23 protein-coding genes are annotated in these 22,481 nt (G+C 63.5%); 6 read left to right on the forward strand and 17 right to left on the reverse strand.

Going from position 1 to position 22,481, the window contains the following annotated elements; genetic code table 11:
- Window positions 1–5: 5 nt before the first annotated feature.
- The 3 genes from ACFQ95_RS09055 to ACFQ95_RS09065 are packed head-to-tail and all read right to left on the reverse strand — an operon-like array spanning window position 6 to window position 2,895.
- A complete protein-coding gene (locus ACFQ95_RS09055) occupies window positions 6–812 on the reverse strand; it encodes an ABC transporter ATP-binding protein (protein WP_422830575.1) in 807 nt (268 codons plus the stop codon).
- Window positions 806–1,870, reverse strand: a complete 1,065-nt coding sequence (locus tag ACFQ95_RS09060; RefSeq protein WP_422830520.1) for an ABC transporter permease — start codon at window positions 1,868–1,870, stop codon at window positions 806–808. Before ACFQ95_RS09060 ends, ACFQ95_RS09055 begins: the two co-directional genes overlap by 7 nt.
- Window positions 1,871–1,884: 14 nt before the next feature.
- Entirely contained in the window at window positions 1,885–2,895 is a 1,011-nt protein-coding gene (locus ACFQ95_RS09065; protein ID WP_422830521.1) for an ABC transporter substrate-binding protein, read from the reverse strand.
- Between the two features lie 142 nt (window positions 2,896–3,037).
- On the opposite strand from ACFQ95_RS09065, the gene ACFQ95_RS09070 reads away from it, so the two are divergent.
- Window positions 3,038–3,616 (forward strand): cysteine dioxygenase, encoded by a 579-nt coding sequence (locus ACFQ95_RS09070; protein ID WP_422830522.1) that lies wholly within the window; start codon window positions 3,038–3,040, stop codon window positions 3,614–3,616.
- A gap of 26 nt (window positions 3,617–3,642) precedes the next feature.
- Complete coding sequence (locus ACFQ95_RS09075) at window positions 3,643–5,256, forward strand: rhodanese-related sulfurtransferase (protein WP_422830523.1); 1,614 nt, start codon at window positions 3,643–3,645, stop codon at window positions 5,254–5,256.
- A gap of 79 nt (window positions 5,257–5,335) precedes the next feature.
- Here the strand turns inward: ACFQ95_RS09075 and ACFQ95_RS09080 are convergent, their stop codons facing one another.
- The 12 genes from ACFQ95_RS09080 to ACFQ95_RS09135 all read right to left on the reverse strand — a co-directional run bounded on the left by ACFQ95_RS09080 (window position 5,336) and on the right by ACFQ95_RS09135 (window position 16,395).
- Window positions 5,336–6,733: an LLM class flavin-dependent oxidoreductase gene (locus tag ACFQ95_RS09080; protein ID WP_422830524.1), complete on the reverse strand. Its 1,398-nt coding sequence runs from the start codon at window positions 6,731–6,733 to the stop codon at window positions 5,336–5,338.
- 86 nt (window positions 6,734–6,819) lie between these two features.
- Complete coding sequence (locus ACFQ95_RS09085; protein WP_422830525.1) at window positions 6,820–7,782, reverse strand: CysB family HTH-type transcriptional regulator; 963 nt, start codon at window positions 7,780–7,782, stop codon at window positions 6,820–6,822.
- Window positions 7,783–7,917: 135 nt separating this feature from the next.
- Window positions 7,918–8,133, reverse strand: a complete 216-nt coding sequence (locus ACFQ95_RS09090; RefSeq protein WP_422830526.1) for a TOBE domain-containing protein — start codon at window positions 8,131–8,133, stop codon at window positions 7,918–7,920.
- A 50-nt stretch (window positions 8,134–8,183) separates the two neighbouring features.
- Entirely contained in the window at window positions 8,184–9,008 is an 825-nt protein-coding gene (locus tag ACFQ95_RS09095; RefSeq protein ID WP_422830527.1) for an ATP-binding cassette domain-containing protein, read from the reverse strand.
- Between the two features lie 2 nt (window positions 9,009–9,010).
- Window positions 9,011–9,928 (reverse strand): aliphatic sulfonate ABC transporter substrate-binding protein, encoded by a 918-nt coding sequence (locus ACFQ95_RS09100; protein WP_422830576.1) that lies wholly within the window; start codon window positions 9,926–9,928, stop codon window positions 9,011–9,013.
- 78 nt (window positions 9,929–10,006) lie between these two features.
- Window positions 10,007–10,882, reverse strand: a complete 876-nt coding sequence (gene ssuC / locus ACFQ95_RS09105; protein WP_422830528.1) for an aliphatic sulfonate ABC transporter permease SsuC — start codon at window positions 10,880–10,882, stop codon at window positions 10,007–10,009.
- Entirely contained in the window at window positions 10,879–11,262 is a 384-nt protein-coding gene (locus tag ACFQ95_RS09110; RefSeq protein WP_422830529.1) for a VOC family protein, read from the reverse strand. Before ACFQ95_RS09110 ends, ssuC begins: the two co-directional genes overlap by 4 nt.
- Before the next feature lie 13 nt (window positions 11,263–11,275).
- Window positions 11,276–12,493, reverse strand: coding sequence for an FMNH2-dependent alkanesulfonate monooxygenase (ssuD, locus tag ACFQ95_RS09115; RefSeq protein ID WP_422830530.1), 1,218 nt, complete (start codon window positions 12,491–12,493; stop codon window positions 11,276–11,278).
- A 65-nt stretch (window positions 12,494–12,558) separates the two neighbouring features.
- Window positions 12,559–13,587 (reverse strand): aliphatic sulfonate ABC transporter substrate-binding protein, encoded by a 1,029-nt coding sequence (locus tag ACFQ95_RS09120; protein ID WP_422830531.1) that lies wholly within the window; start codon window positions 13,585–13,587, stop codon window positions 12,559–12,561.
- Between the two features lie 23 nt (window positions 13,588–13,610).
- Window positions 13,611–14,564 carry a sulfonate ABC transporter substrate-binding protein gene (locus tag ACFQ95_RS09125; RefSeq protein ID WP_422830532.1) on the reverse strand — a complete coding sequence of 318 codons (954 nt, stop codon included), beginning with the start codon at window positions 14,562–14,564 and terminating at the stop codon, window positions 13,611–13,613.
- Between the two features lie 172 nt (window positions 14,565–14,736).
- The gene (ssuE, locus tag ACFQ95_RS09130) at window positions 14,737–15,327 is read right to left on the reverse strand and encodes an NADPH-dependent FMN reductase (RefSeq protein ID WP_422830533.1); all 591 of its coding nucleotides are present in this window, start codon (window positions 15,325–15,327) and stop codon (window positions 14,737–14,739) included.
- A 33-nt stretch (window positions 15,328–15,360) separates the two neighbouring features.
- Window positions 15,361–16,395 (reverse strand): sulfate ABC transporter substrate-binding protein, encoded by a 1,035-nt coding sequence (locus tag ACFQ95_RS09135; protein WP_422830534.1) that lies wholly within the window; start codon window positions 16,393–16,395, stop codon window positions 15,361–15,363.
- Between the two features lie 127 nt (window positions 16,396–16,522).
- On the opposite strand from ACFQ95_RS09135, the gene ACFQ95_RS09140 reads away from it, so the two are divergent.
- A complete protein-coding gene (locus ACFQ95_RS09140; protein WP_422830535.1) occupies window positions 16,523–16,795 on the forward strand; it encodes an oxidative damage protection protein in 273 nt (90 codons plus the stop codon).
- A gap of 90 nt (window positions 16,796–16,885) precedes the next feature.
- A complete protein-coding gene (mnmC, locus tag ACFQ95_RS09145; protein WP_422830536.1) occupies window positions 16,886–18,649 on the forward strand; it encodes an FAD-dependent 5-carboxymethylaminomethyl-2-thiouridine(34) oxidoreductase MnmC in 1,764 nt (587 codons plus the stop codon).
- 33 nt (window positions 18,650–18,682) lie between these two features.
- Here mnmC and ACFQ95_RS09150 read toward each other — a convergent pair whose 3' ends face one another.
- Entirely contained in the window at window positions 18,683–19,189 is a 507-nt protein-coding gene (locus tag ACFQ95_RS09150; protein ID WP_422830537.1) for an Lrp/AsnC family transcriptional regulator, read from the reverse strand.
- A 76-nt stretch (window positions 19,190–19,265) separates the two neighbouring features.
- On the opposite strand from ACFQ95_RS09150, the gene ACFQ95_RS09155 reads away from it, so the two are divergent.
- Window positions 19,266–20,822, forward strand: coding sequence for a glycine betaine ABC transporter substrate-binding protein (locus ACFQ95_RS09155; protein ID WP_422830538.1), 1,557 nt, complete (start codon window positions 19,266–19,268; stop codon window positions 20,820–20,822).
- 99 nt (window positions 20,823–20,921) lie between these two features.
- Window positions 20,922–21,542 carry a glutathione S-transferase gene (locus ACFQ95_RS09160; RefSeq protein WP_422830539.1) on the forward strand — a complete coding sequence of 207 codons (621 nt, stop codon included), beginning with the start codon at window positions 20,922–20,924 and terminating at the stop codon, window positions 21,540–21,542.
- A 13-nt stretch (window positions 21,543–21,555) separates the two neighbouring features.
- Here the strand turns inward: ACFQ95_RS09160 and ACFQ95_RS09165 are convergent, their stop codons facing one another.
- A complete protein-coding gene (locus ACFQ95_RS09165) occupies window positions 21,556–22,443 on the reverse strand; it encodes a Kdo hydroxylase family protein (protein ID WP_422830540.1) in 888 nt (295 codons plus the stop codon).
- Window positions 22,444–22,481 lie beyond the last annotated feature (38 nt).

Raw genomic sequence — 22,481 nt, forward strand, 5'->3', positions numbered from 1 at the left:
GTTGCTTACCAGCTCGCATCCAGGCCCAGCAAGGCCAGCGCACGGTGGCGCAGTGCCGCCAACTTGGGGTCGCCACGGTGGCGCGGATATGGCAGGTCGTTCACCAGCACTTCGGTGATACGCGCCGGCCGGTCGGAGAACACCACCACGCGCTGCGCCATGAACAGCGCCTCTTCCACATCGTGTGTGACCAGCAGTGCCGAGAAACCGGTGCGTTGCCACAACTCGACCAACTCGGTCTGCATGCTCAGCCGCGTCAACGAGTCGAGCTTGCCCAAGGGTTCATCGAGCACCAGCAGGCTGGGGTCGTTGACCAAGGCCCGCGCCAGGGCCACGCGCTGCGCCATGCCGCCCGACAACTGGTGCGGAAAGGCCTTGGCAAACGAGGCCAGGCCCACCAGTTCCAGCGCTTGCTCGACACGCTGGCGCTGCGCCTTCAGCACACCACGCGCCTGCAGGCCCAGGGCCACGTTGTCCCACACCGTGCGCCAAGGGAACAGCGTGGGATCCTGAAACACCACAATGCGTGACGGATCGGGCTGGGTGATGGTTTTGCCGTCTTGCAGCAAGCTGCCCGTGGTCGCCGGCTCCAGCCCAGCCACCAAGCGCAGCAAAGTGCTTTTGCCGCAGCCGCTGGGGCCCAGCAAGGCGACAAACTCGCCCGGGGCGATAGACAAGTCCAGCTCGTCTATCACATGCAGGGCACCACCCGGCAAATCAAACCAATGGCTCACATTGCGCACATCAATCTGTGAACCTTTCACGCTGTTCTGCGCTGCTGCAGGCGCCTCTTTCTCGACCACACTCACCATTTCACAACCCCCTTCTGCCACGACAACACCCGGTCGCGCAGCACAAACAACAAGGTGATCACACCCGAGAACAGCAGCGCCATGATGATCAAGGCGGCATACATATTGGGATAGGCCGCCCAGCCTTGCGCCCAGGTGAGGTACCAGCCCAGGCCGGACTTCACACCCAGCATCTCGGCCACCACCAGCGTGGAAAACGCCGCACCCAAGCCCATGAACAAGCCCACAAACACCTGCGGCAAGGCTGCCGGGATGGCGACACGCAACACCAGAAACCATTGCGAGGCGCCCAGCGTGCGCGCCACGTCGTAGTAGTTTTTATGCACGTTGGCGACCCCCGACCAGGTGAGCACCGCCACCGGAAACGCCATGCCCAGCGCAATCAGGAAAATCGCCGTGGACCAGCTCGATGGAAAGAAATAAAAGCTGATGGGCAGCAGCGCCGTGGTCGGCACTGGGCCCAGAATACGCAGCACCGGGTGAATCCAGTAGCTGGCCTGGCGCGACCAGCCTATCAACACGCCAATCACAAAACCCACACTGGCGCCAATCGAAATGCCCACGGCCAGCAATCGCAGTGAGTTGCCAGCGCTCTCGGCCAGGCGTGCGTAGTCGGTGGCATACACCTCGACCAAAGTTTGCGGCGGCGCAAAAAACGGTGGCGGCAGTGTGCCCAGCTTGGCGGTGAACACCTGCCAGATGGAAAAGCCCAGCGCCAGCGCCACCAGCCACGGGCCCAGCGGGCGCACCCTTTGTGTGGCGACAGACCAGGGTGTCAACACCGGAGCCAAAACCAGCGCGAACAGCAGCCCGGCCACACCAAAGGCCGCCCAGGCAAACTCTTCGGTGTAGGTCCACTCGTTGAAGCCTGCGGGCTTGTTGGGCCACAGGTAGGTCAGCGCACCGAGTAAAGCCCAGGCTATGCTGGCCAGCAGGCCAATGCTCCAGAACCTGGCGGGCGCCACGGCTTGCAGCGGGCGCGCGGCTGCCTGGGTTCGGGTGCGCGGCGCAGCCACGCCGGGTGGCGCGGGCAAGAGGTTGTCGGCGACTATGCTCATGGCTGGCTCCAGCGTCAAGCCAACACGTCGGCGTAGACGTGGGCCGCAAACTTGGCCGGGTCGGTGCTGGGCTTGAGCACGTTGACCAGCTTGAAGTCGCGGGCGTAGAACTCGATCTCCTGGCGCAACGCCGTGCCCACGGGGTGGTTGCGGTGCGTCAACGTGCCCAACACGGCGCGCAAGTCTTCCTGCGGCACCTTGGAGTAGGGGCTGAAGATTTTGGCGGTTTCGTTCGGGTTGTCGGCCACGAAGTCTGAGGCCTCTATCAGCGCACGTGTCAACGCGGCGGCCGTGGGTCTGTCGTTGCGCACCATGTTGCCACTCACACCCAGCACGCAGCAGGTTTTGGCGGCGTATTCACCCGACAGGTTGCTTGCCAGGTCCACCAGTCCCTTGGTACGGCGCTGGATCAGGAACAGGTTGGGATCACCGTCGGCAATCGCGTGGGCCTCACCCTTCTCTACCGCCAGGCCCAGCATGTCGCCGGGAAACTGGCGCCAAGTCACGTCTTTTTCGGGATTCAGCCCGGCCTTGGTCAGCAGCACCGAGAAGAAGTTCTTGCCGGGGCTGTTGAGGTCGGACACGGCGATGGTTTTGCCCTTGAGCTTTTGCAGGTCGGTCACACCGGCGGGGCCGTAACCCACCAGGCGCGAGCAGCCGCCATGTGAACTGCCCACCAGCTTCACGTCAAAGCCCGACTCCAGCGGCTTGATCCAGCGGTGCACCATGCCCACACCGGCGTCGGCCTTGGAGGTGGCGATGGCTTCGAGCAACTGGTCGGTGGAACCCGCAAAGTTCACCAGCTCGACCTTCAAGCCGTGTTTTTCAAAGATGCCGCGCTCTTGCGCCACAGGCGCTGCCGACAAACAAATGGCGTTGGCGTTCCAGGCCAGTTTCACCTCGCGCAGCGGCCCGGCCGCAAAGGCCGAACGGCCGATCACGCTGGCGCCGGCCACAGCGCCTGTCACACCGGCGGCCTGCAGCCATTGGCGGCGCGACCAGTTTGCGAGTTTGTTCTGTTCCATGCGGTCATCCCTTTGGTTTAAATTGAGGCTGAATCGACGGCTATTGCAATCAAAAATGCAAAACCTGGGAAAGAAGGATTTCAGTTATGGATATGCAAAAGCGTCAGCACAAAGCCATGCATTCACTGGTTCAATCCACACCATGACCACTTTGCTAGACATTCCACGCCTGAACGACTTCGTGCAGGCCTTTGGCGCCCTGCTAGACACCGGCCCCGATGAAGCCCGCGTGGTGGCCGAGGGCGGCGCGCTGCTGCAGGCCCTGGTGCGCCATGACGACTGGCTGCCCGCCAGCCACGCCCAGCCCGATGCCGCCCGCTACAGCCAATACCTGCTGCATGCCGATGCGCGCGAGCGCTTTTCGGTGGTGAGTTTTGTCTGGGGGCCGGGCCAGGCCACACCCATACACAACCACACCGTGTGGGGGCTAATCGGCATGCTGCGCGGCGCCGAGGTGTCGCAAGCCTATGCCTTAAGTGCCGACGGGCAATGGCAGGCCGACGGCAGCGCCATCACCTTGCACCCCGGCGATGTGGAAGCCGTGTCACCGCGTCTGGGCGACGTGCACCGCGTGCACAACGCACTGGCTGGGCAAACCTCCATCAGCATCCACGTTTACGGCGCCGACATTGGCAAGGTGAAACGCGAGGTGTTTTTCCCCGATGGCTCGAGCAAACTGTTCATCTCCGGCTATAGCGCACCGGCGCTGGCGACAGCTTAATTTCCCGACTGCTTTTCACTTCCAACATGCCTCAAACGATTGCTTTCAAGACCCCTGCCGACGTGCGCCAAGCCCTGCTGGCGCAGCAAGAAATTGCGCTGATCGACGTGCGCGAAGAAGACCCCTTCGCCCAAGCCCACCCGCTGTTCGCAGCCAACTTTCCCGCCAGCCGGCTGGAGCTGGACGCCTGGCGTCGTATCCCGCGCCGCAACACAACCATCGTGGTGTATGACAACGGCGAAGGCCTGGCCGCACCGGCGGCGGCCACGCTGCAGCAACTCGGCTACACCGATGTGGCCTTGCTGCAAGGCGGCCTGCAGGGTTGGCGCGATGCTGGCGGCGAAATCTTCATCGACGTGAACGTGCCCAGCAAAGCCTTTGGTGAACTGGTGGAAGCCAAACGCCACACACCGTCACTCGCTGCCGAGGAAGTGCAGGCGCTGCTGGACGCCAAGGCCGATGTGGTGGTTCTCGACGCACGCCGCTTCGACGAATACCAGACCATGAGCATCCCCAGCGCCACCAGCGTACCCGGGGCCGAACTGGTGCTGCGCGCACGCGCCCTGGCGCCCAACCCGGCGACACAAATCATCGTCAACTGCGCGGGCCGCACCCGCAGCATCATAGGCACACAATCGTTGGTGAACGCAGGTGTGCCCAACCCCGTGGCGGCCCTGCGCAACGGCACCATAGGCTGGCTGTTGGCCAGCCAAAAACTCGACAAAGGTGCCAGTCGCCAAGGCGCCGAAGCCGCACCTTTGGACGAAGCACAGCGCGCACAGGCCGCAACCCAGGCCCGCAGTGTGGCCGACCGCGCGGCTGTGGGCCGCGCCAAAACCGCCGACTTGGCACGCTGGCGCAGCGCCGCCGAACAAGCCAGCCGCACCAGCTATTTCTTTGATGTGCGCACCCCGGAAGAATTTGCTGGCGGCCATCTGCCCGGCTTTGCCAGCGCACCCGGCGGTCAACTGGTGCAGGAGACCGACCACTCCGCCCCGGTACGCGGTGCCCGCCTGGTGCTGGCCGACACCGACGGTGTGCGCGCCAACATGACGGCTTCGTGGCTGGCCCAATTGGGCTGGGAGGTCTGGGTGCTGGACGACGTGCCGGCAAGCGACTTCACGACCGCGCCACAAGCCGCCGCCTACCCAGAGCCACGTGGCCACTCGCAAAACGTCAGCGCCGCCGACTTGGCCAACTGGCTGGCGAACACACCCGCCGGCGACACCGCGGTACTCGACTTCACCACCAGCGCCAACTACGTGCAACGCCATATTCCCGGCGCCTGGTTTGTGCTGCGCTCGCAATTGGCCCAAGGGCTGAAAGAAATCCCCAAGGCAAAACGTTATGTAGTGACCTGCGGCAGCAGCCTGTTGGCCCGCTACGCGGTGCAAGACATCGCCGAACAAACCGGCGCCGAAGTCTGGGTGCTGGACGGCGGCACACAAGCCTGGATCGCCCAGGGCCTGCCGCTGGAACACGGCGAAACCCGCCTGGCCGCGCCACGCATAGACCGCTACCGCCGCCCCTACGAAGGCACGGAAAGCCCGCGCGAAGCCATGCAGGCGTATCTGGATTGGGAGTTTGGCCTGGTCGACCAACTGGCGCGTGATGGCACACATGGGTTCAAGGTGTTGTAGTCCAGCGCAGAGCAAACGGCACCAACAACAAGGGGGACAAACTGTCCCCCTTTTGTTTTGTGCAGATGGTGTGCGCGGCTCAGACCGTGGCGGCTTCCCTGGCTTTGGCAACGGCGGGCTGCGCAGCCTGGGCGATGGCGGTCCGTGCCACGGTGTTGCGGTTCTCCGGCACAGTCAGCCCCAGGTTCGCGCGGAACGTGGTGTGTGGCAATGCCGGGCGCAACAGGCCACGCGCTTGCAGCAGCGGCACGGCCAGCGCGACAAACTGCTTCAGCGAGTCGTTGGGCAAGGCCTCGAAGAACACAAAACCATCGGCCGCACCACCCTCGAACCAGCGCTGGATTTCATCCACCACTTGCTCGGCCGTGCCCACGAAGCTGCGCTTGGGGCGGGCAAACCATTGCGCCACCTCGCGCAGCGTCAGTTGGTGCTCACGCGCGTGTTGTTTGATGCGATCAGTGGCCGAAGCCTGGCTGTTGCGGCCCAGCTCGCCCAGATCCGGGAATGGCGCGTCCAGCGGGTACTGGCGAAAGTCGTGGTCGTTGAATGGGCGGGCCAAGGCCGCCAGTGCGTTTTCAATCGGCACCAGCGCGGCCAGGGCTTCGAATTTGGCTTCGGCTTCTTCTGCCGTGCGGCCCACGATGGGGCGTATGCCGGGCAACAGAAACACCTGGTCCGGGTTGCGGCCGGCTGCGGCCACGCGGCCTTTGACCTCTTGTGCGTAGGCGCGGGCCTCTTCAAACGTGTCGCCATGGAAGAAGATCGCATCGGCCCTGGCGGACGCAAAGGCCTTGCCGTCCTCCGAAGCACCGGCCTGGAAGATCACCGGCTGGCCTTGTGGGGAACGGCTGATGTTGAGCGGCCCTTCCACCTGGAAGAACTCGCCCTTGTGGTCCAGCTTGTGCAGCTTCTTTTCGTCGAAGAACTGGCCGCTGGTTTTGTCGCGTACCAGCGCATCGTCTTCCCATGAATCCCACAGGCCTTGCACCACGTCCAGGTGTTCACCGGCCAGGCGGTAACGCACGTCGTGGGCGTAGTGTTCTTCGCGGCCATAGTTGCGTGCGCTGCCGTCCAGCCACGAGGTGACCACGTTCCAGCCCGCACGGCCACCGCTGATGTGGTCTAGCGAAGCGAATTGGCGCGCCACCGTGAAAGGTTCGCTGTAGCTGGCCGTCACCGTGGCCACCAAGCCTATGCGCTCGGTGACCGCGGCCAGGGCCGAAAGAATGGTGATGGGCTCGAAACGGTTGAGGTAATGCGGGCTGGAGCGCGGCGTGATGTGCACGCTGTCGGCCACGAACAAGAATTCAAACCCGGCCTGCTCGGCGAGTTGCGCTTGCGCCTTGTAGAAGCCGAAGTTGACGCTGGCGTCGGTCACCGCCGTCTCGTAGCGCCAGTCGCCCCAGCCGGCGCCCACGCCGTGGAGAACAAAACCGAGTTTGAGGGTGCGCGCTTGGGTGCTGGGGTTCTGGGCCATGGAGAGCGTCCTTGAAGAATGTGGCGGGCAAAAATGACAAAGCCCTGCAGCGTAGGCCGCAGGGCTTTGATCGCCAACGAAGAAAATCAACTATCGGTATGCGCTGCCGCCGCTGCCGATTGCGCCGCCTGCTGCAAGGCCAGGTCCACGGCCTCACGTGTCAGCGTGGGCACAAAACTCTCGATGAAGTGGTAGGCATAACCGCGCAGCCAGCCGCCTCGGCGCAAGCCCAGCCGCGTGAGGTTGACCTCGAACAAATGGCGCGCCTCCAGAATGCGCAACTGGCGGTCACGCTCCGGATCCACGGCAATCGAGGCCACGATGCCCACCCCCATGCCCAGCTCCACATAGGTCTTGATCACATCGGCGTCCATGGCGGTCAGCACCACGTCGGGGCGCAGGCCTTCGCGCGCAAAGGCTTCGTCGATGTGGGCGCGGCCGGTGTAGCCCTGTTCGTAGGTGATGATGGGGTACTCGGCGAGTTGCTCCAGCGTCACCGGCGCATCGGTCTCCAGCAAGGGATGGCCGGGCTGCACCACGATGCTGTGCGTCCAGCGGTAACACGGCAGTGTCACCAGGCCGTCGTAAGTGGCCAGCGCCTCGGTCGCCACACCAATGTCGGCCTCGCCGCTGAGCAGCATCTCGGCCACCTGGCGTGGCGAGCCCTGGTGCAGATGCATGCTGACATTGGGAAAGCGCGCCCTGAAGTCGCGCACCACCTGTGGCAAGGCATAACGCGCTTGAGAGTGTGTGGCGGCGACCGACAGGCGGCCATGTGAACTGGCGTGAAAGTCTTCACCCGCACGCTTGAGGTTCTCGGCTTCCAGCAGCAGGCGCTCCAGAATCGGCAACAGTGTCTGGCCCGGCGGCGTGAGGCCGGTCAGGCGTTTGCCAGCGCGCACAAAAATCTCCACGCCCAGCTCTTCCTCTAGCTCGCGGATCTGGCGGCTCACGCCGGGTTGCGAGGTGAACAACATGTGCGCCACCTCGGTCAAATTGAAGCCGCAACGCACGGCTTCGCGCACAGAGCGCAATTGCTGAAAATTCATGACCAGACGGCCCTGCACCCACCGGGCTGCGATGTCGCAAGGGCTCCTATTCTTGTAGCTGCATACGCTTGTTGTGCAAGTGCTGCAGCCACTTTTTTCTTAAAACGTTTGAGAGCTTGGCCTGACAGCTTGACCTTACAGCTTGGCGATAGAGACTTCGGTCGACTTGACCAAGGCCACAACATCCGAGCCCACCACCAAGCCCAGGTCGTCGACCGAGCGCGTGGTGATCACCGAGGTGACCACGCCAAACGGCGTTTCCACGTCGACTTCCGAGACCACGTCGCCGCGGATGATTTCGCGGACTTTGCCTTTGAACTGGTTGCGCACATTGATGGCTTGAATGGACATGGGGTACTCCTTTTGTAGTCCGTTAGAGAAATGTTGAAACAGTAAAAGATTCAGATCGCCCAGCGCAGGCCAACGGCTGGCACACCCGGCCAGTCGCTGGGCTGCGCGGGTTCAGCGTCGGGCTTTTGCAGCACACGGTCGAGAATGCGTTTTTCGATCGCGGCAAAGGCCGCATCACCTTGTGAACGCGGGCGTGCTAGCGTGATGCGTTCATCCAGCGCAATACGCCCGTCTTCGATCAGGATCACGCGGTCGGCCAGGGCCACGGCCTCTTGCACGTCGTGTGTCACCAGCAAGGCGGTGAAACGATGGCGCTGCCACAGGCCTTCGATCAGGCGGTGCATCTCGGTGCGCGTCAAAGCATCCAGCGCGCCCAGAGGCTCGTCCAGCAGCAGCAACTGCGGGCGGTGCACCAGCGCCCGCGCCAGCGCCACACGTTGGCGTTGACCGCCCGACAAACGCGCCGGCCATTCGTTGGCGCGGTCGCCCAGGCCCACCTGCTGCAGCACTTCGCGGCCGCGTTGGATGGCGGCCGTGGGCAGGCCCAGCAGCACGTTGTCCAGCACGCGGTGCCAGGGCAGCAGGCGCGCTTCCTGGAACATGATGCGGGTGTCGGGGCGCAAGCCCTTGATCTCCTGGCCATCGGTCTGCAGCGAACCGCTGCTGGCCGACTCCAGGCCGGCCACCAGGCGCAGCAAGGTGCTTTTGCCGCAGCCGCTGCGGCCCACGATGGCGACAAATTCGCCGGGTTCGATTTCCAGTTGGGTGTTGCGCAGCACTTCGCGTGCGCCATAACTCTTGCTCAGGTTGCGCAAGCGCAGGCGCAGGCCACCTTTGGCCGTGTCGGCTTTTTCTGGTGCGGAAACGTCGGACATCTTCAGGCTCCAGGTTTGTAAAGAGAAACTTCCAGCGTGTTGACACGCTTGGGCAACAGCTTTTCACTCAGGAAGGCATCGGCAATACGTTGCTGCTCGGCCAGGCCGTCCAGCACCACCGGGCGCACGGCGTAGCTGCGGCGACCATTGGCCTGCTCCACGGTGGCGGCATCCAGCCCCCACACCGGCGCCAGCAGTGCCGCCGCGTCGCGTGGATTGGCCTTCACCCATTGGCCGGTTTTCACCAGTTCGGCGTAGATCACCTTGAGCACATCGGGCCGCGCCTGCGCATAACGCGTGCTGGCCAGGTAGTAGCGCTGGTAGGACGCCACACCCGTGCCGTCGGCCAGCACACGGATGTTCGACTGGCGTTGGGCGGCGGACAAAAATGGGTCCCACACCACCCAGGCGTCTATGGCGCCGCGTTCAAACGCGGCACGGCCATCGGCCGGGGTCAGGTAGGCGGGCTCGATGTCGCGCAAGCTGAGCCCGGCCTTTTCCAGCGCGGCGATCAGCAGGTAGTGCACACCCGCAGCCTTGGCAAAACCGACTCGTTTGCCCTTGAGGTCGGCCACGCTGCGCAAGGGCGAGTCGGAGCGCACCACAATCGCCTGGGCCGTGGGCGACGGCGCTTCCTGCGCCACAAAGGTCAGGTTTGCACCAGCCGCCTGGGCGAACACCGGCACGGTGTCGGCCACGTCGGCGGTGAAGTCCAGGTTGTCCAGGTTCAAGGCCTCCAAAAGCGGCAAGCCGCTGGTGAATTCGTGCCAGGACAGCTTCACGCCCAGCGGCGCGAGTTGTTGCTCCAGCACTCCCTGGGTCTTCAGCACGGCGATCAGCGTGGACGACTTTTGGTAGCCGATGCGAACCGTAGCGTTAGCTTGTGCGGACGCCAATCCAGTCGTGCCCAGCACGCCCATTGCTGCCAAGCCTGTCAACACATGGCGGCGGTTCAAAGAACGATTCAAATTCATGATGTGTCTCTCAGATGCTGTGCTTCAAGCGTTGACCTTGGCTTGGTAGCCGGGGTGCCAGCGCAGCCACCAGTGCTCCAGCCCACGCGCAAAAACGTCGGCCAGCTTGCCCAGCAGCGCGTAGAGCAGAATGCCCACGAGCACCACGTCGGTCTGCAGGAATTCGCGGGCGTTCATGGTCAGGTAACCAATGCCAGACTGCGCAGAAATGGTCTCGGCCACGATCAGAATCACCCACATCAAACCCAGCGAAAAACGCAGGCCCACCAGGATGGACGACAGCGCGCCCGGTAAGACGATGTCGCGGTACAGTTGCCAGCGTGTGAGGCCGTAGGTGCGGCCCATTTCGATCAGGCCCGGATCCACATTGCGGATGCCGTGGAAGGTGTTGAGGTAAATCGGGAAGAACACCGACACGCTGATCAGGAACAGCTTGGCCGACTCGTCAATGCCAAACCACAGGATGACCAGCGGAATCAGTGCCAATGCGGGGATGTTGCGCACCATCTGAATGGTCGAATCGAGCAGCGTCTCAAAGAAGCGGATGGAACCAGTCAGCAGGCCCAGCAGCAGGCCCAAGCCGCCACCAATCGCCAAGCCGGCAAGTGCGCGACCAGCGCTGATCTTCACGTGCACCCACAACTCGCCCGACACGGCCAGCGTCCAGGCAGCACGCACCACGTCCACCGGCGCGGGCAACACGCGGGTTGAGAGCCAACCCAGCGTGGAGGCGATTTGCCACACCGTGATCAACAACACCGGCACCAGCCAGGGCAGCAGCCGTTGGCCCAGCACAGTGGCAAAGCGACCTAGGGCGGCAGCAGTGGCACCGCTGCCGGGCTCGGCCAACTGGCTATCGGGCAGCGGCGAGACAGAGAGTTCTTGCACAGATTGCGTCATACGGGGTACTCCAATTCGTCGTCGGGTTCCAAAAACTCCAGTTGGTTGCCCGCTGGGTCTTTGACATAAAAACGCAGATAACCGGGCAATGCGCGGTTCTCCACCAACTGCAGTTGCGCTTGCAGCAAGCGGCTGCGTAATTCAGGCAGGTTGTCGACCTCGAAGGCCAGGTGCGAGGCCACGGGTGCGGGCGCGTTGCTGTCGGTGGGCACCAGCTCTATCTGCTGCGCACCGGCCGCAAAACGCAGGGTGCGGCTGGGCGGCTGGCGCAGCTCGGGCAGGCCCAGAAGCTGGTGGTAGAAGTTGCGGATCTGCCCCTCGGCGCCGGCCGGATAGGCCAGTTGCACGTGGTGCACACGTTGGATGGAATGGATGGGCATGGGCTGGTCCTCCTCAGCTTTGTGATGCCGCACGTGCGGCATCAGGTGCTAGCGAATTTGCGGCGTGCAGTGCGGTGTGCGGAACCACAGCGCGTGGCACATAGCTGTTGCCCACGGCTTCACCAAAAACCGGCCCGCCATGGAGCTTGTCGCGCAACGCCAGCGGCAACAGCGGGAACACCAGTTCGGCAAAACGGTAGGCCTCTTCCAGGTGCGGGTAGCCCGACAACACAAAGGTGTCTATGCCAGCCGCCGCGTATTCCTGCATACGTTCGGCCACGGTGTGCGGGTCGCCCACCAGGGCCGTGCCGGCACCACCACGCACCAGGCCTACACCAGCCCACAGGTTGGGACTGATTTCCAGGTCGGCGCGCGTACGCTTGACCCCCTTGGCATGCAGCGCGGCCATACGCCGCTGGCCGACCGAATCCATGCGTGCAAAGGCCGCCTGGGCGTTGACCACGGTCTCGTCCTTCACGCGGCTGATGAGGTCTTCCGCGGCTTCCCAGGCGCGGCTGTCGCTTTCGCGCACGATGACGTGCAGGCGGATACCAAAGCGCAGCGTGCGGCCGTGTTTGGCGGCACGCGCACGTACGTCGGCAATCTTCTTGGCCACTTCGGCCGGTGGTTCACCCCAGGTGAGGTAGGCATCCACCTGCTCGGCGGCCAGATCGTGTGCGGGCTCGGACGAGCCACCAAAATAAACCGGCGGATAGGGACGCTGCACCGACGGGAACAGCAGCTTGGCGCCTTTGACCTGGATGTGCTGGCCGTCGAAGTCCAGACTCTGGCCTTCATGGCTGCGCGCAATGACTTCGCGCCAGATGCGGATGAACTCGGCCGATTGTTCGTAGCGTGCCGCGTGATCGAGGTACACGCCATCACCTTCCAACTCGGCTTGATCGCCGCCGGTGACCAGGTTGATCAGCAGGCGGCCACCCGAGAGGCGGTCGAACGTAGCGGCCATGCGTGCGGCCAGACCAGGCTGGTGCAGGCCGGGGCGCACGGCGACCAGGAACTTGAGGCGGCGTGTCACGGGGATCAGGCTCGCGGCGACCACCCAAGGGTCTTCACAGGTGCGGCCTGTGGGCAACAAAACACCTTCATAACCCAGGCTGTCGGCCGCGACGGCGATCTGCTTGAAGTAATCGTGGCCGATCTGGCGCGCGCCTTCAGCGGTGCCAAGGTAACGGCTGTCGCCGTGGGTGGGAATGAACCAGAATACTTGCATGGAAGAGGCTCCTGAAGACGTGTTCGGAAATTTCTAGGGGTGTTTTTTGAAGGGGAGTACGTTGCTCAGCCAGCCGCCAATCGGCCAAGCTCGGCCGGCGTGGGGCGCCAGACGATGTCGCTCACACGCACGGCGCGGGGGATCAGGCCTAGCTTTAGAAAGGCATCGGCCACACGCTGCTGGTCGGCCACGATTTGTGCGTTCAGCAAACCCACGGGGGATGGCGGGCGGCGCTGTATGAACAGGCTCACCACCCCGGCATCCAGGCCACTGAAGTTGGCAATCAGCTTGATGGCTTCCTTGCGCGCGTCCTGCGCCAGGCGGTCGGCGCGGGTCAGTTCGTCGAACAACGCGCCCAGCACTTGCGGGTGTTTTTGCACAAACGGTTTGGCCGCCAGGTAAAACGAGTTGTTGCCAGACAGCCCGCGTCCCGTGGCCAAGGCGCGTGGGCTGATCGCCAGTTCGGTCGCCGCATAAAACGGGTCCCAGATGGCCCATGCATCGACCGCGCCTTTTTCAAACGCGGCACGTGCATCGGCGGGTGCCAGGTACACCGGTTGAATGTCGCTCCAGGCCAGGTTGGCCTTCTCCAGCGCACGCAGCACCAGGTAGTGCGCGCTGGAGCCTTTCTGGAACGCCACACGGCGGCCCTTGAGGTCCTGCAGCGACTTCAGCGGTGAGGGGCCCGGCACCAGAATGGCCGAGCTGTCGGGCTTGGAAGGCTCGGCGCCCACATACAGCAACTCGATGCCGGCCGACTGTGCAAACACCGGTGGGGTGTCGCCGGTCAAGCCAAACTCCAGGCTGCCGCTGGCCAATGCTTCCAGCAACTGCGGGCCAGCCGGAAACTCCAGCCAGACAATCTTGCTGTTGGGGAAGCGTTTTTCCAGCACGCCCTGCTGCTTCAGGATCACCAGGTTGACGGCCGCCTTTTGGTAGCCTATGCGCAGCACCTCGGGTGCCGCCACGGCGGAGACACCTTGCGCCTTGGCATCCTGCGCGAACAGGCTGGACAGGCTCCAGCTGAACGCGGTGGTGCCCAACAACTGCAGTGCGCGGCGGCGCTGTGCTGGTGGAACGGATAACAGGCTCATGGTGTGCTCCAGACGGTGTGTGTTTACAGATCCACCGGTGCGGCGTGCAGCAGGTTGAGCTTCTTCGGGATCAGCTTCAGGTCGAAGAAGGTGTCGGCAATTTGCTGCTGCTCGGCCAGGATGGCGCGGGTCACCGGGGCGGTGCCAAACTGCGCGCGGCTGAGGTAGAGCGCGGTGATGCTCTTGTCCAGGCCAAGCACACTGGCCAGCTCGGCAGCGGCAGCATCCTTGTTCTGTGCCGCCCAGTTGTCGATGTTGTTGAGTTCTTCGAGCGCAATGCGCAGCACGTCGGCATTACGCGTGGCGAAGTCACGCGAGGTGAAGTAGTAGGCACGGTTGTGCACCACACCGGTGGCGTCTGCCAGGGTACGGGCGTCCAGCGTTTTTTGTGCGGCGGCAAGGAACGGGTCCCAGATGATCCAGGCATCGACCGCGCCTTTTTCAAACGCCGCCCGCGCATCGGCTGGCGCCAGAAAAACCGACTGCACATCGCTGTACTTCAGGCCGTGTTTTTCGAGCAGCTTCACCAGGAAGTAATGCACGTTCGAGCCCTTGTTGTAGGCGATGCGTTTGCCCTTGAGGTCTTTGACGTGCTGGATGGCCGAGGTCTTGGGCACGATCACCGCCTCTAACGCTGGGCGTGGCACGGTGGCACCGGCGTAGACCAGCGGCGCACCGGCGGCCTGGGCAAAGATTGGCGGCGCTTCGCCCACGTCACCAAAATCGATGGCACCAACGTTCAGCGCTTCCAGCTGCACCGGACCGGCGTTGAATTCGGTCCAACTGACCTTCACGCCCAGCGGCGCCAGGCGTTTCTCCAGCGTGCCGCGGCCCTTCAGCACGGACAGCCAGCCTTTCTGATGGCCCACACGCAAGATACGTTCACCGCTTTGCGCCTGCGTCAGGCTGCTGCCGCCCAGGGCCGCTGCGGCGATGGCGCTGGTCAGGACCTGGCGGCGATTAAATGAGATGGTCATGGCAAATTTCTTTCAGGATGTAGAAGGTTCAACAAATCTTTGGCGGCGTATACGTGGTGCAGGGCAACAGCAGCCCCTGCCCGCAACACCGGGGCATTTGCAAAAACAAATGGAAAAGATGAAAAGACCGGTGCGGAGCAGTGCGGCGTTTGCCGCCTGCCCTCACCGCTTGTTAAACGCTACATCGCACTTGCGAGAAATGCACAGGCTCGAAACGCCCGGCGGGCACTGGCGCTGGACGCAGGGTTTCGGTCACCAGCGTGTTCACCGCTTCGTCGATACGGCTGGAGATCTCCGGGCCTACGAGGTAGGCGCCCTCGGGAATCGAGGTCACTTGCGCATCCGTGGCATAGATGCCGGGCAGTATGTGTTTGGCCCCCAGCGACTGCAACACCGGACGCAGCGCGTAGTCCAGCGCCAACATGTGGTGTGGGCTGCCACCGGTGGCCAAAGGCAACACGGTTTTGCCCTTCAGTGCGGTTTGTGGCAGCAGGTCCAAAAACACCTTCAGCACGCCGCTGTAGGCCGCCTTGTAGACCGGCGTGGCCACCACCAGCACACGGGCACGGGCCACCAGATCCACAGCCTGGCTGATGGTGCGGTGCCCCACGTCGGCCAGCAGCAGCGCCTGCGGCGACAGATCGCGAATATGCAGGCGTTCGACCAATTGGCCTCGGCTGGCCAGTTGCTGCGAAACGCTGTCCAGCAAAGCCGCAGAACGTGAACGTTCGGACGGGCTACCGGCAATCAACAAAACAGACATGGGGGTTCCCTGGTTTCAGCAAGCCGTGACGGCTTATTTGTTGGTATAGATTTGATCGAACGAGCCACCGTCGGCAAAGTGGGCCTTGTCGGCCTTGCCCCAGCCACCAAACGCCTGGTCAATGGTGAACAGCGTCAGCTTGGGGAACTGGTTGGCGTACTTGGCCTTGGCCTTGTCGGCGGTGGGGCGGTAGTAGTTACGACCGGCAATTTCTTGGCCTTCATCGGAATACAGGTACTCCAGGTAGGCCGTGGCGACAGCACGCGAGCCCTTGCGGTCCACCACCTTGTCTACGACAGAGACCGAAGGTTCGGCCAGGATGCTGATGCTGGGCACGACGATTTCAAACTTCTCGGGGCCGAATTCCTTCAGCGCCAGGAAGGCTTCGTTTTCCCAGGCCAGCAGCACGTCGCCCACATTGCGCTGCACAAAGGTGATGGTGGAGCCACGTGCGCCGGTGTCCAGCACGGGCACGTTCTTGAACAGTGCGCTGACGAAGGTCTTGGCTTGTGCGTCGCCGCCCTGCTTGCGCTTGGCGTATTCCCAGGCGGCGAGGTAGTTCCAGCGCGCACCACCCGAGGTCTTGGGGTTGGGGGTGATCACCGACACACCGGGCTTGATCAGGTCGTCCCAGTCCTTCACACCCTTGGGGTTGCCCTTGCGCACCAGGAACACAATGGTCGAGCTGTAGGGTGCCGAGTTGTGCGGCAGGCGCTTGACCCAGTCCTGCTTGATCAGGCCGCCGTTGTTCACCAGTGCGTCCACGTCGCCGCCCAGCGCCAGCGTCACCACATCGGCGTCAATGCCATCGATCACCGAGCGGGCCTGTTTGCCCGAGCCGCCATGCGATTGTTTGATGGTCACGTCCTGGCCGGTCTTGCCCTTCCAGTACTTGCTGAAGGCGGCGTTGTAGTCCACATACAGCTCGCGGGTTGGGTCGTACGACACGTTCAGCAACGTGACAGGCGCTGGTGCCGATTGGGCGATGGCGCCAATAGCCGACCCTGCGAGGGTGAGGGCCAAAGCGGCCTGGGCGGAAACATTGATAAAGTTGCGGCGTGACGTCATTTTTGGCTCCAATTCCTCAAAAAACTTGATGGAACGCATTCTGGAAGCCGTTGCAAAAAACTAAAACTACTTAGTTTTCAGTTTTAAATTACCCAAACATCTAAGACAAGCGAAAGTACCCACACTCATGGCACGCATGGTTCAATGCATCAAGCTCGGCAAAGAAGCTGAAGGACTTGATTTCCCCCCCTACCCCGGCGCGCTCGGCCAACGCATTTGGGAAAACGTCAGCAAGGAAGCCTGGGCCGGCTGGATCAAGCACCAGACCATGCTGGTGAACGAAAACCGCCTCAACCTGGCCGATCTGCGCGCCCGCCAATACCTGGCGCGGCAGATGGAAAACCATTTCTTCGGCGCCGGCGCCGACGCCGCGCAGGGCTACGTGCCGCCTTCGGCCTAAGTTCGTAAGCAGGTTCTAACCGCCACAATTGAGCGGCCTGGGCGAAAGTCCCAGGCCGTTTTTGTTTCATGACCCCGTATTTGTTCCCTCATGGCTGAATCTGCTGATGCGTTGCTCCAAGGCTGCGGCCTGCCCGTGGCTTGGCGCGGTCAGCCGCGCTGGTGTGTATTGGAGACAAGCTTTGGCGCTGGGCTGAACTTTCTCGCCACCTGGGATGCCTGGCGACGCGACCCAGCGCGGCCACGTGTGCTGCACTTCGTCGCCATTGCGGCTGGGCCGGTCAACTTTGATCACGTGCAGCACCCGCTCGCAACGCAACTGGCCGCGCAGTTGTGGGGGCTGCAGCCGGGCGTGCATCGCCTGGTATTTGAAGGCGGCCAAGTACTGCTGACCCTGTGTATTGGCGATGCCCAGGTCATGCTGCGCGAGCGGCCCTGTCAGGCTGACAGCGTGTACCTTGATGGAACGAACACAGAGCAATGGTCGCCACACACACTCAAGGCCGTGGCGCGCTGCTGCCGCTTGGGTACGCGCATCGCCACTGAAGCCACCACGCAAGCCGTACACGACGCTTTGGCGCAAGTGGGATTCAAGGTACAAAAAACACACGACCTCCTAAAAGGCGAATACGCCCCAGCATGGACGCCGCGTGGCGACGTGAGCGAGCCCGCCTATTGGACGGGCGAGCCAGGCGACTGCATCGTCATTGGCGCGGGCATTGCAGGTGCCAGCGCGGCCGCCAGCCTGGCGCGGCGCGGCTGGCGTGTGCTGGTGCTGGACGCGGCCGATCGACCCGCCACCGGCGCGTCGGCCTTGCCAGCGGGCTTGTTTGCGCCCCATGTGTCGGGAGATGACAACCTGGTCTCACGCATCACGCGTGCGGGTGTGCGCGCCACACGCGAGCTGGCGCGCGGCCTGCTGCGTGAAGATGTGGACTGGGGCCCCACTGGTGTGCTGCAGCATCAAGCCGAGGGTTCGGTCAAAAAACTGCCACATGACGACGCCGCCAGCCGCGACTGGAGCCGCCCCGCGAGCCACGCGCAACGTACACAAGCCGGCCTGCCGAGCGATCTGCCCAGTGAGGCATGCCATTGGCACGCCAGCGCCGGCTGGCTACGCCCGGCCGCTCTGGTGCGCGCGCTGCTGGCCACGCCGGGTGTGCAATGGTGTGGCGGCGTGCGCGTGGAGCGCCTGCAACGCACGGCGGATGGCGCGGCCTGGCAACTCTTGGACGCAACCGGCAACAACATTCTGCAAGCGCCGCTGGTGGTGCTGGCCACGGCCTACGGCACACGGGCACTCACACATGGTTTGCTGCCCGCCGCGCTGCCGCTGAACCCACTACGCGGCCAGGTGGCTTATGGCTCCATGAGCGAGGCCCCGCCCGAGTTGGAAGCGACACGCCCGCCGTTTCCCGTGAATGGCCTGGGCAGTTTCATCAGCGGTGTGCCCGGGCCCGATGAGGCCCAAGCGATCTGGATCACCGGCGCCACCTACGAACGCGCTTGTGATCAGGCCCTGATCCGCCCCGAAGACCACACCGCGAATTGGGCCAAATTACAAATACTTTTACCCCAGGTGGCAGCCGCCTTGCAGCCGGCTTTTGAGGAAGGCGCGGTCACTGCCTGGGCCGGAGTGCGTTGCACCTATCCGGATCGGCTGCCGCTGGTGGGCCCGCTCGATGCGCAGCACGCACCTGGCCTATGGGTCAGCACCGCCATGGGCTCGCGCGGCCTGACGCTGGCCGTGTTGTGTGCAGAACTATTGGCGGCACGCCTGCACGGCGAGCCCCTGCCCCTGCCGGCCAAACTGGCGGCCGCACTGGACGCACGGCGCGCCCAGGCCAAGGGCTGAGGTTCTAGCGCACTCAAGCACATTCAGCCAGGTTCAAGCCTTGCGCCGTGGCTTGGCCGGGGCTGGCGCCACCGCGACCAGTCTAGGCTGAGGCGGGTTTTGCGCAGGCCGCAGCACGCCTTTGCGCACCGGGCTGGACAACACCAACGAGGTGGTCACCGCGCCATAGGTGGCCAGGGTGTCGACCACACGCTCCAGATCTTCCGGCTGGGCAATGGCGCAGCGCACAACAAAACAATCGGCGCCCGTCACGCGGTCAACCTCCAGTACCTCGGGCATTTCCGCAAATAGCTTGAGGTAGGGCTGAATGCCGGTGTGGTTGGTCTGGATGCGGATGATGGCCTGCAGCCCCACACCCACCGCACGCAGGTTGATGCGCGCACCGTAGCCTTCTATCACCCCGGCGTCCTCGAGCTTGCGTACACGCTCGCTCATGGCCGGCTGCGACAAACCAATTTGTTTACCCAAGGCCGCCAGGCTCTGCCTTGCGTCGGCCTGCAGGGCTTCGAGAATCTGCCAATCCTTTTTGTCCAACACCAAGTTGCCCACGGCCGTTTGCCTCGCTTGAAGGGAATCTACGTAAACTGGCCCCTAACCATCGTAAGGGGCCATTGCATTGTCACTCCTGCACAACGCCTTCTTCAAGCTCATGGGGCTTCTTGCCTTGTGCGCCGCCTCGGCATCACATGCCGCCACCCAGGACCCGGGCACGCTGACGGTTGGCTCCAAACGTTTTACCGAGTCCTACATCCTGGCCGAGGTGCTGTCACAAACGGCCAAGCCGACATTGCAGCAGCCGCCCAAGCTCACGCAGGGCATAGGCAACACGGCCATCGTCTACGAGGCGCTGCGCTCCGGCAGCATTGACATGTATGCCGAGTACAGCGGCACCATTGCGCAGGAGATTCTCAAAGACCCCAAGGCCACCTCCATCGAGGCCATGAACGCGGCCCTCAAGCCGCTGGGCCTGGGCGTAGCCATTGCGCTGGGCTTCAATGACGGCTACGCGCTGGCCATGCGCGCAGCCGATGCCGAGCGACTGGGCATTCGCACCCTGAGCGACCTGGCGGCGCACCCGCAGTTGAAGTTCGGTTTGTCCAACGAATTCATAGGCCGGGCCGACGGCTGGCGCGGTATGGCCGAGCGTTACGCCTTGAAGGCCCAACCCGTGGGCCTGGACCATGGCCTGGCCTACGACGCGATTGGCGCCAAGCAAGTGGACGTGATCGACATCTACACCACCGACGCCAAGATCGACCACTTGGGCCTGCGTGTGCTGCAGGACAACAAGGCCTATTTCCCGCGCTACGACGCGCTGGTATTGCACCGGCTGGACCTGCCACAACGCCTGCCGCAAACTTGGGCCGCGCTGAAGGCACTGGAAGGCAGGATAGACGAACACGCCATGATCGCGATGAACGCCCGCGCAGAATTACAAGGTGTCGCCTTTGATGTGATTGCGCGCGACTTCCTGAAAAGCCTCACCTCTGGCGGCAGCCCAGCGGGTGGCACGGAAACGGCCGCGCGCGGTTTCATGGCCAAGCTGCTGGGCCCGGATCTCGCGCGCCTCACCTACCAGCATTTGCTGCTGGTGCTGCTGTCGGTGGGCATTGCGATGGTGATTGCGGTGCCGATTGCAATTGCCGTGGCGGCCCAGCCGCGCGCACGTGCCGCCGCGCTCACCTTCACCAGCCTGATGCAAACCGTGCCTTCGCTGGCGCTGTTGGCGATCTTGATTTCGCTCACCGGCGCCATTGGCACGGTGCCAGCGCTGATGGCCCTGACGCTTTATTCGTTGCTGCCCATCATGAGCAACACCGTCACCGGCCTGGCCGAAGTGCCCGATGGCCTGCGCAACGCCAGCACCGCCCTGGGCATGACGCCGACGCAAAGCCTGCGTTACGTGCAACTGCCCTTGGCCCTGCCCACCCTGATCGCCGGAGTGCGCACAGCCATGGCGATTGCCATTGGCACGGCCACCATTGCGGCATTTGTCGGCGCGGGTGGTTATGGCGAACGCATCGTCACCGGCCTGGCCTTGAATGACCGCGAACTGCTGATGGCTGGCGCCTTGCCTGCGGCCTTGCTGGCCTTGCTGAGCGAAGCTTTTTTTGAGTTGCTGCAACGCTGGCTGCGGCCGACCCAGACACGCGCCGCAGCGCTTGCCCAATAGTTCATCGGCCCAGGGCCGGTTTTTCCGATGTTTGCGCCTGTACACAGGGCGAGGGATTGCCTATCTTCAAACGCTCTCATTCCACTCCCTGGACCCATCATGCAACTCATAGGCATGCTCGATTCGCCTTATGTACGCCGCGTCGCCATCACGCTGCATTTGTTGAACATTGCATTTGAGCATCGCTCGATTTCGGTGTTCTCCACCTTTGAGCAATTCAAGCAGCTCAATCCGGTGGTGAAAGCGCCCACGCTGGTCTGCGACGACGGCACGGTGCTGATGGATTCAAACCTGATCCTGGACTACGTGGAAGCCGCAGCCGGCAGGTCGCTCTGGCCCGCCGATCTGCAAGACCTGCGGCACGCGCTGCGCGTGGTGGGGCTGGCGCTGGCAGCCTGCGAGAAGTCGGTGCAAATCGTCTACGAACACAAGCTGCGCCCCGCAGACAAGTTACACGCACCTTGGCTGGAGCGGGTGCAGCAGCAATTGGTGACAGCCTATGCCGAGCTTGAGGCGGAGTTGGTACGTGTGCCGCTGGCCTGCACTGCGGCCGGCATGACCCAGGCGGGTGTGACGGCCGCAGTCGCCTGGCAGTTCAGCCAGATGTTGCTGCCGCCACTGGTGGGCGACTTGATTTCTGAAGCCGCCCATCCCGTGCTGACGGCGTTTTCTGCACAGGCCGAAACGCTGCCCGCATTCCAAACGGCACCGCCGCTATGAGGCCGTGCACCCGCTACAGCGGCGCGCCCAGCAACGGCCGCCCGGTCAGCCGCGTCAACACCCCCAGCGGGCTGCGCTCGGGATGGGTCTGGTATTGCGGCGCCATAAAGTAGGTTTGCTCCATCATGAACTGGCCGCTGTAGACCGCGTGCAAGGTCTGGTCCGAAAAACACACCCAGGTGCTGCCCGCGGCGAACGGCATTTCCATCTGGTCGGCCGTACGCTGGTAGTCCAGGTTCTGCTTCAGCAGGTCGTGCAGTTGCAGCATCATGTGGTCGTATTCGCTGCGCAGCGACTTGGTGATGCGCAGCCGCCGCAACCACGCGGCCTGCCAGGCACGGTAGGGCTTGGCCTGGGGCAGAAAGCGTTGGGCCATCACGTCAAACGGCTCGCCGACACGCCACAGGCGCGGCACACCGGCCGGGTTCAGATTGGTGAACACGCGCAGAATGCGTTCGCCCCGGTTCGGCCGCGAGGGAAACGCGTCTACATGCAGGCGCTTGTCGTCGGCACGCCAGGACTGCGTGCGCGATTCGACCTGCATGGGCCTAAAGCTGGTGGGCTCCAGTCGCAGGTGCGGCGTGTAGTTGGGAAACAGTTGGTCGATCAGCGCGTTGGCTTGGGTGCGGTAACGCAGCATCATGGCGCTCAGCGTGGCCAGCTCGGCCTCGGTGCCCACAGCACCTTTCACCGGCGCATCCGGCTGCGCGCGTTGGCTGATGTTGCGCGACTTAGGGTCACGCACTTCGGGGCGCAGCAAGGCCGCCTCGGCCGGCGACAAGCTGAAGGCCATTTGCGGGAAGTACAACACACCGCCGCCTTCCAGCGCCTCGGCCCAGTCGGCCTGCGGGCTGCGGCCGGTCCACGACGCCCCGGCAACTTCAACAATAGGGTTTTGCATCGCTGCATTCTCGCAAACCTTGGCGCTGAAAGGGCTGC

Source organism: Variovorax sp. HJSM1_2 (assembly GCF_049316285.1).
Classification (GTDB): domain Bacteria; phylum Pseudomonadota; class Gammaproteobacteria; order Burkholderiales; family Burkholderiaceae_C; genus Rhodoferax_B.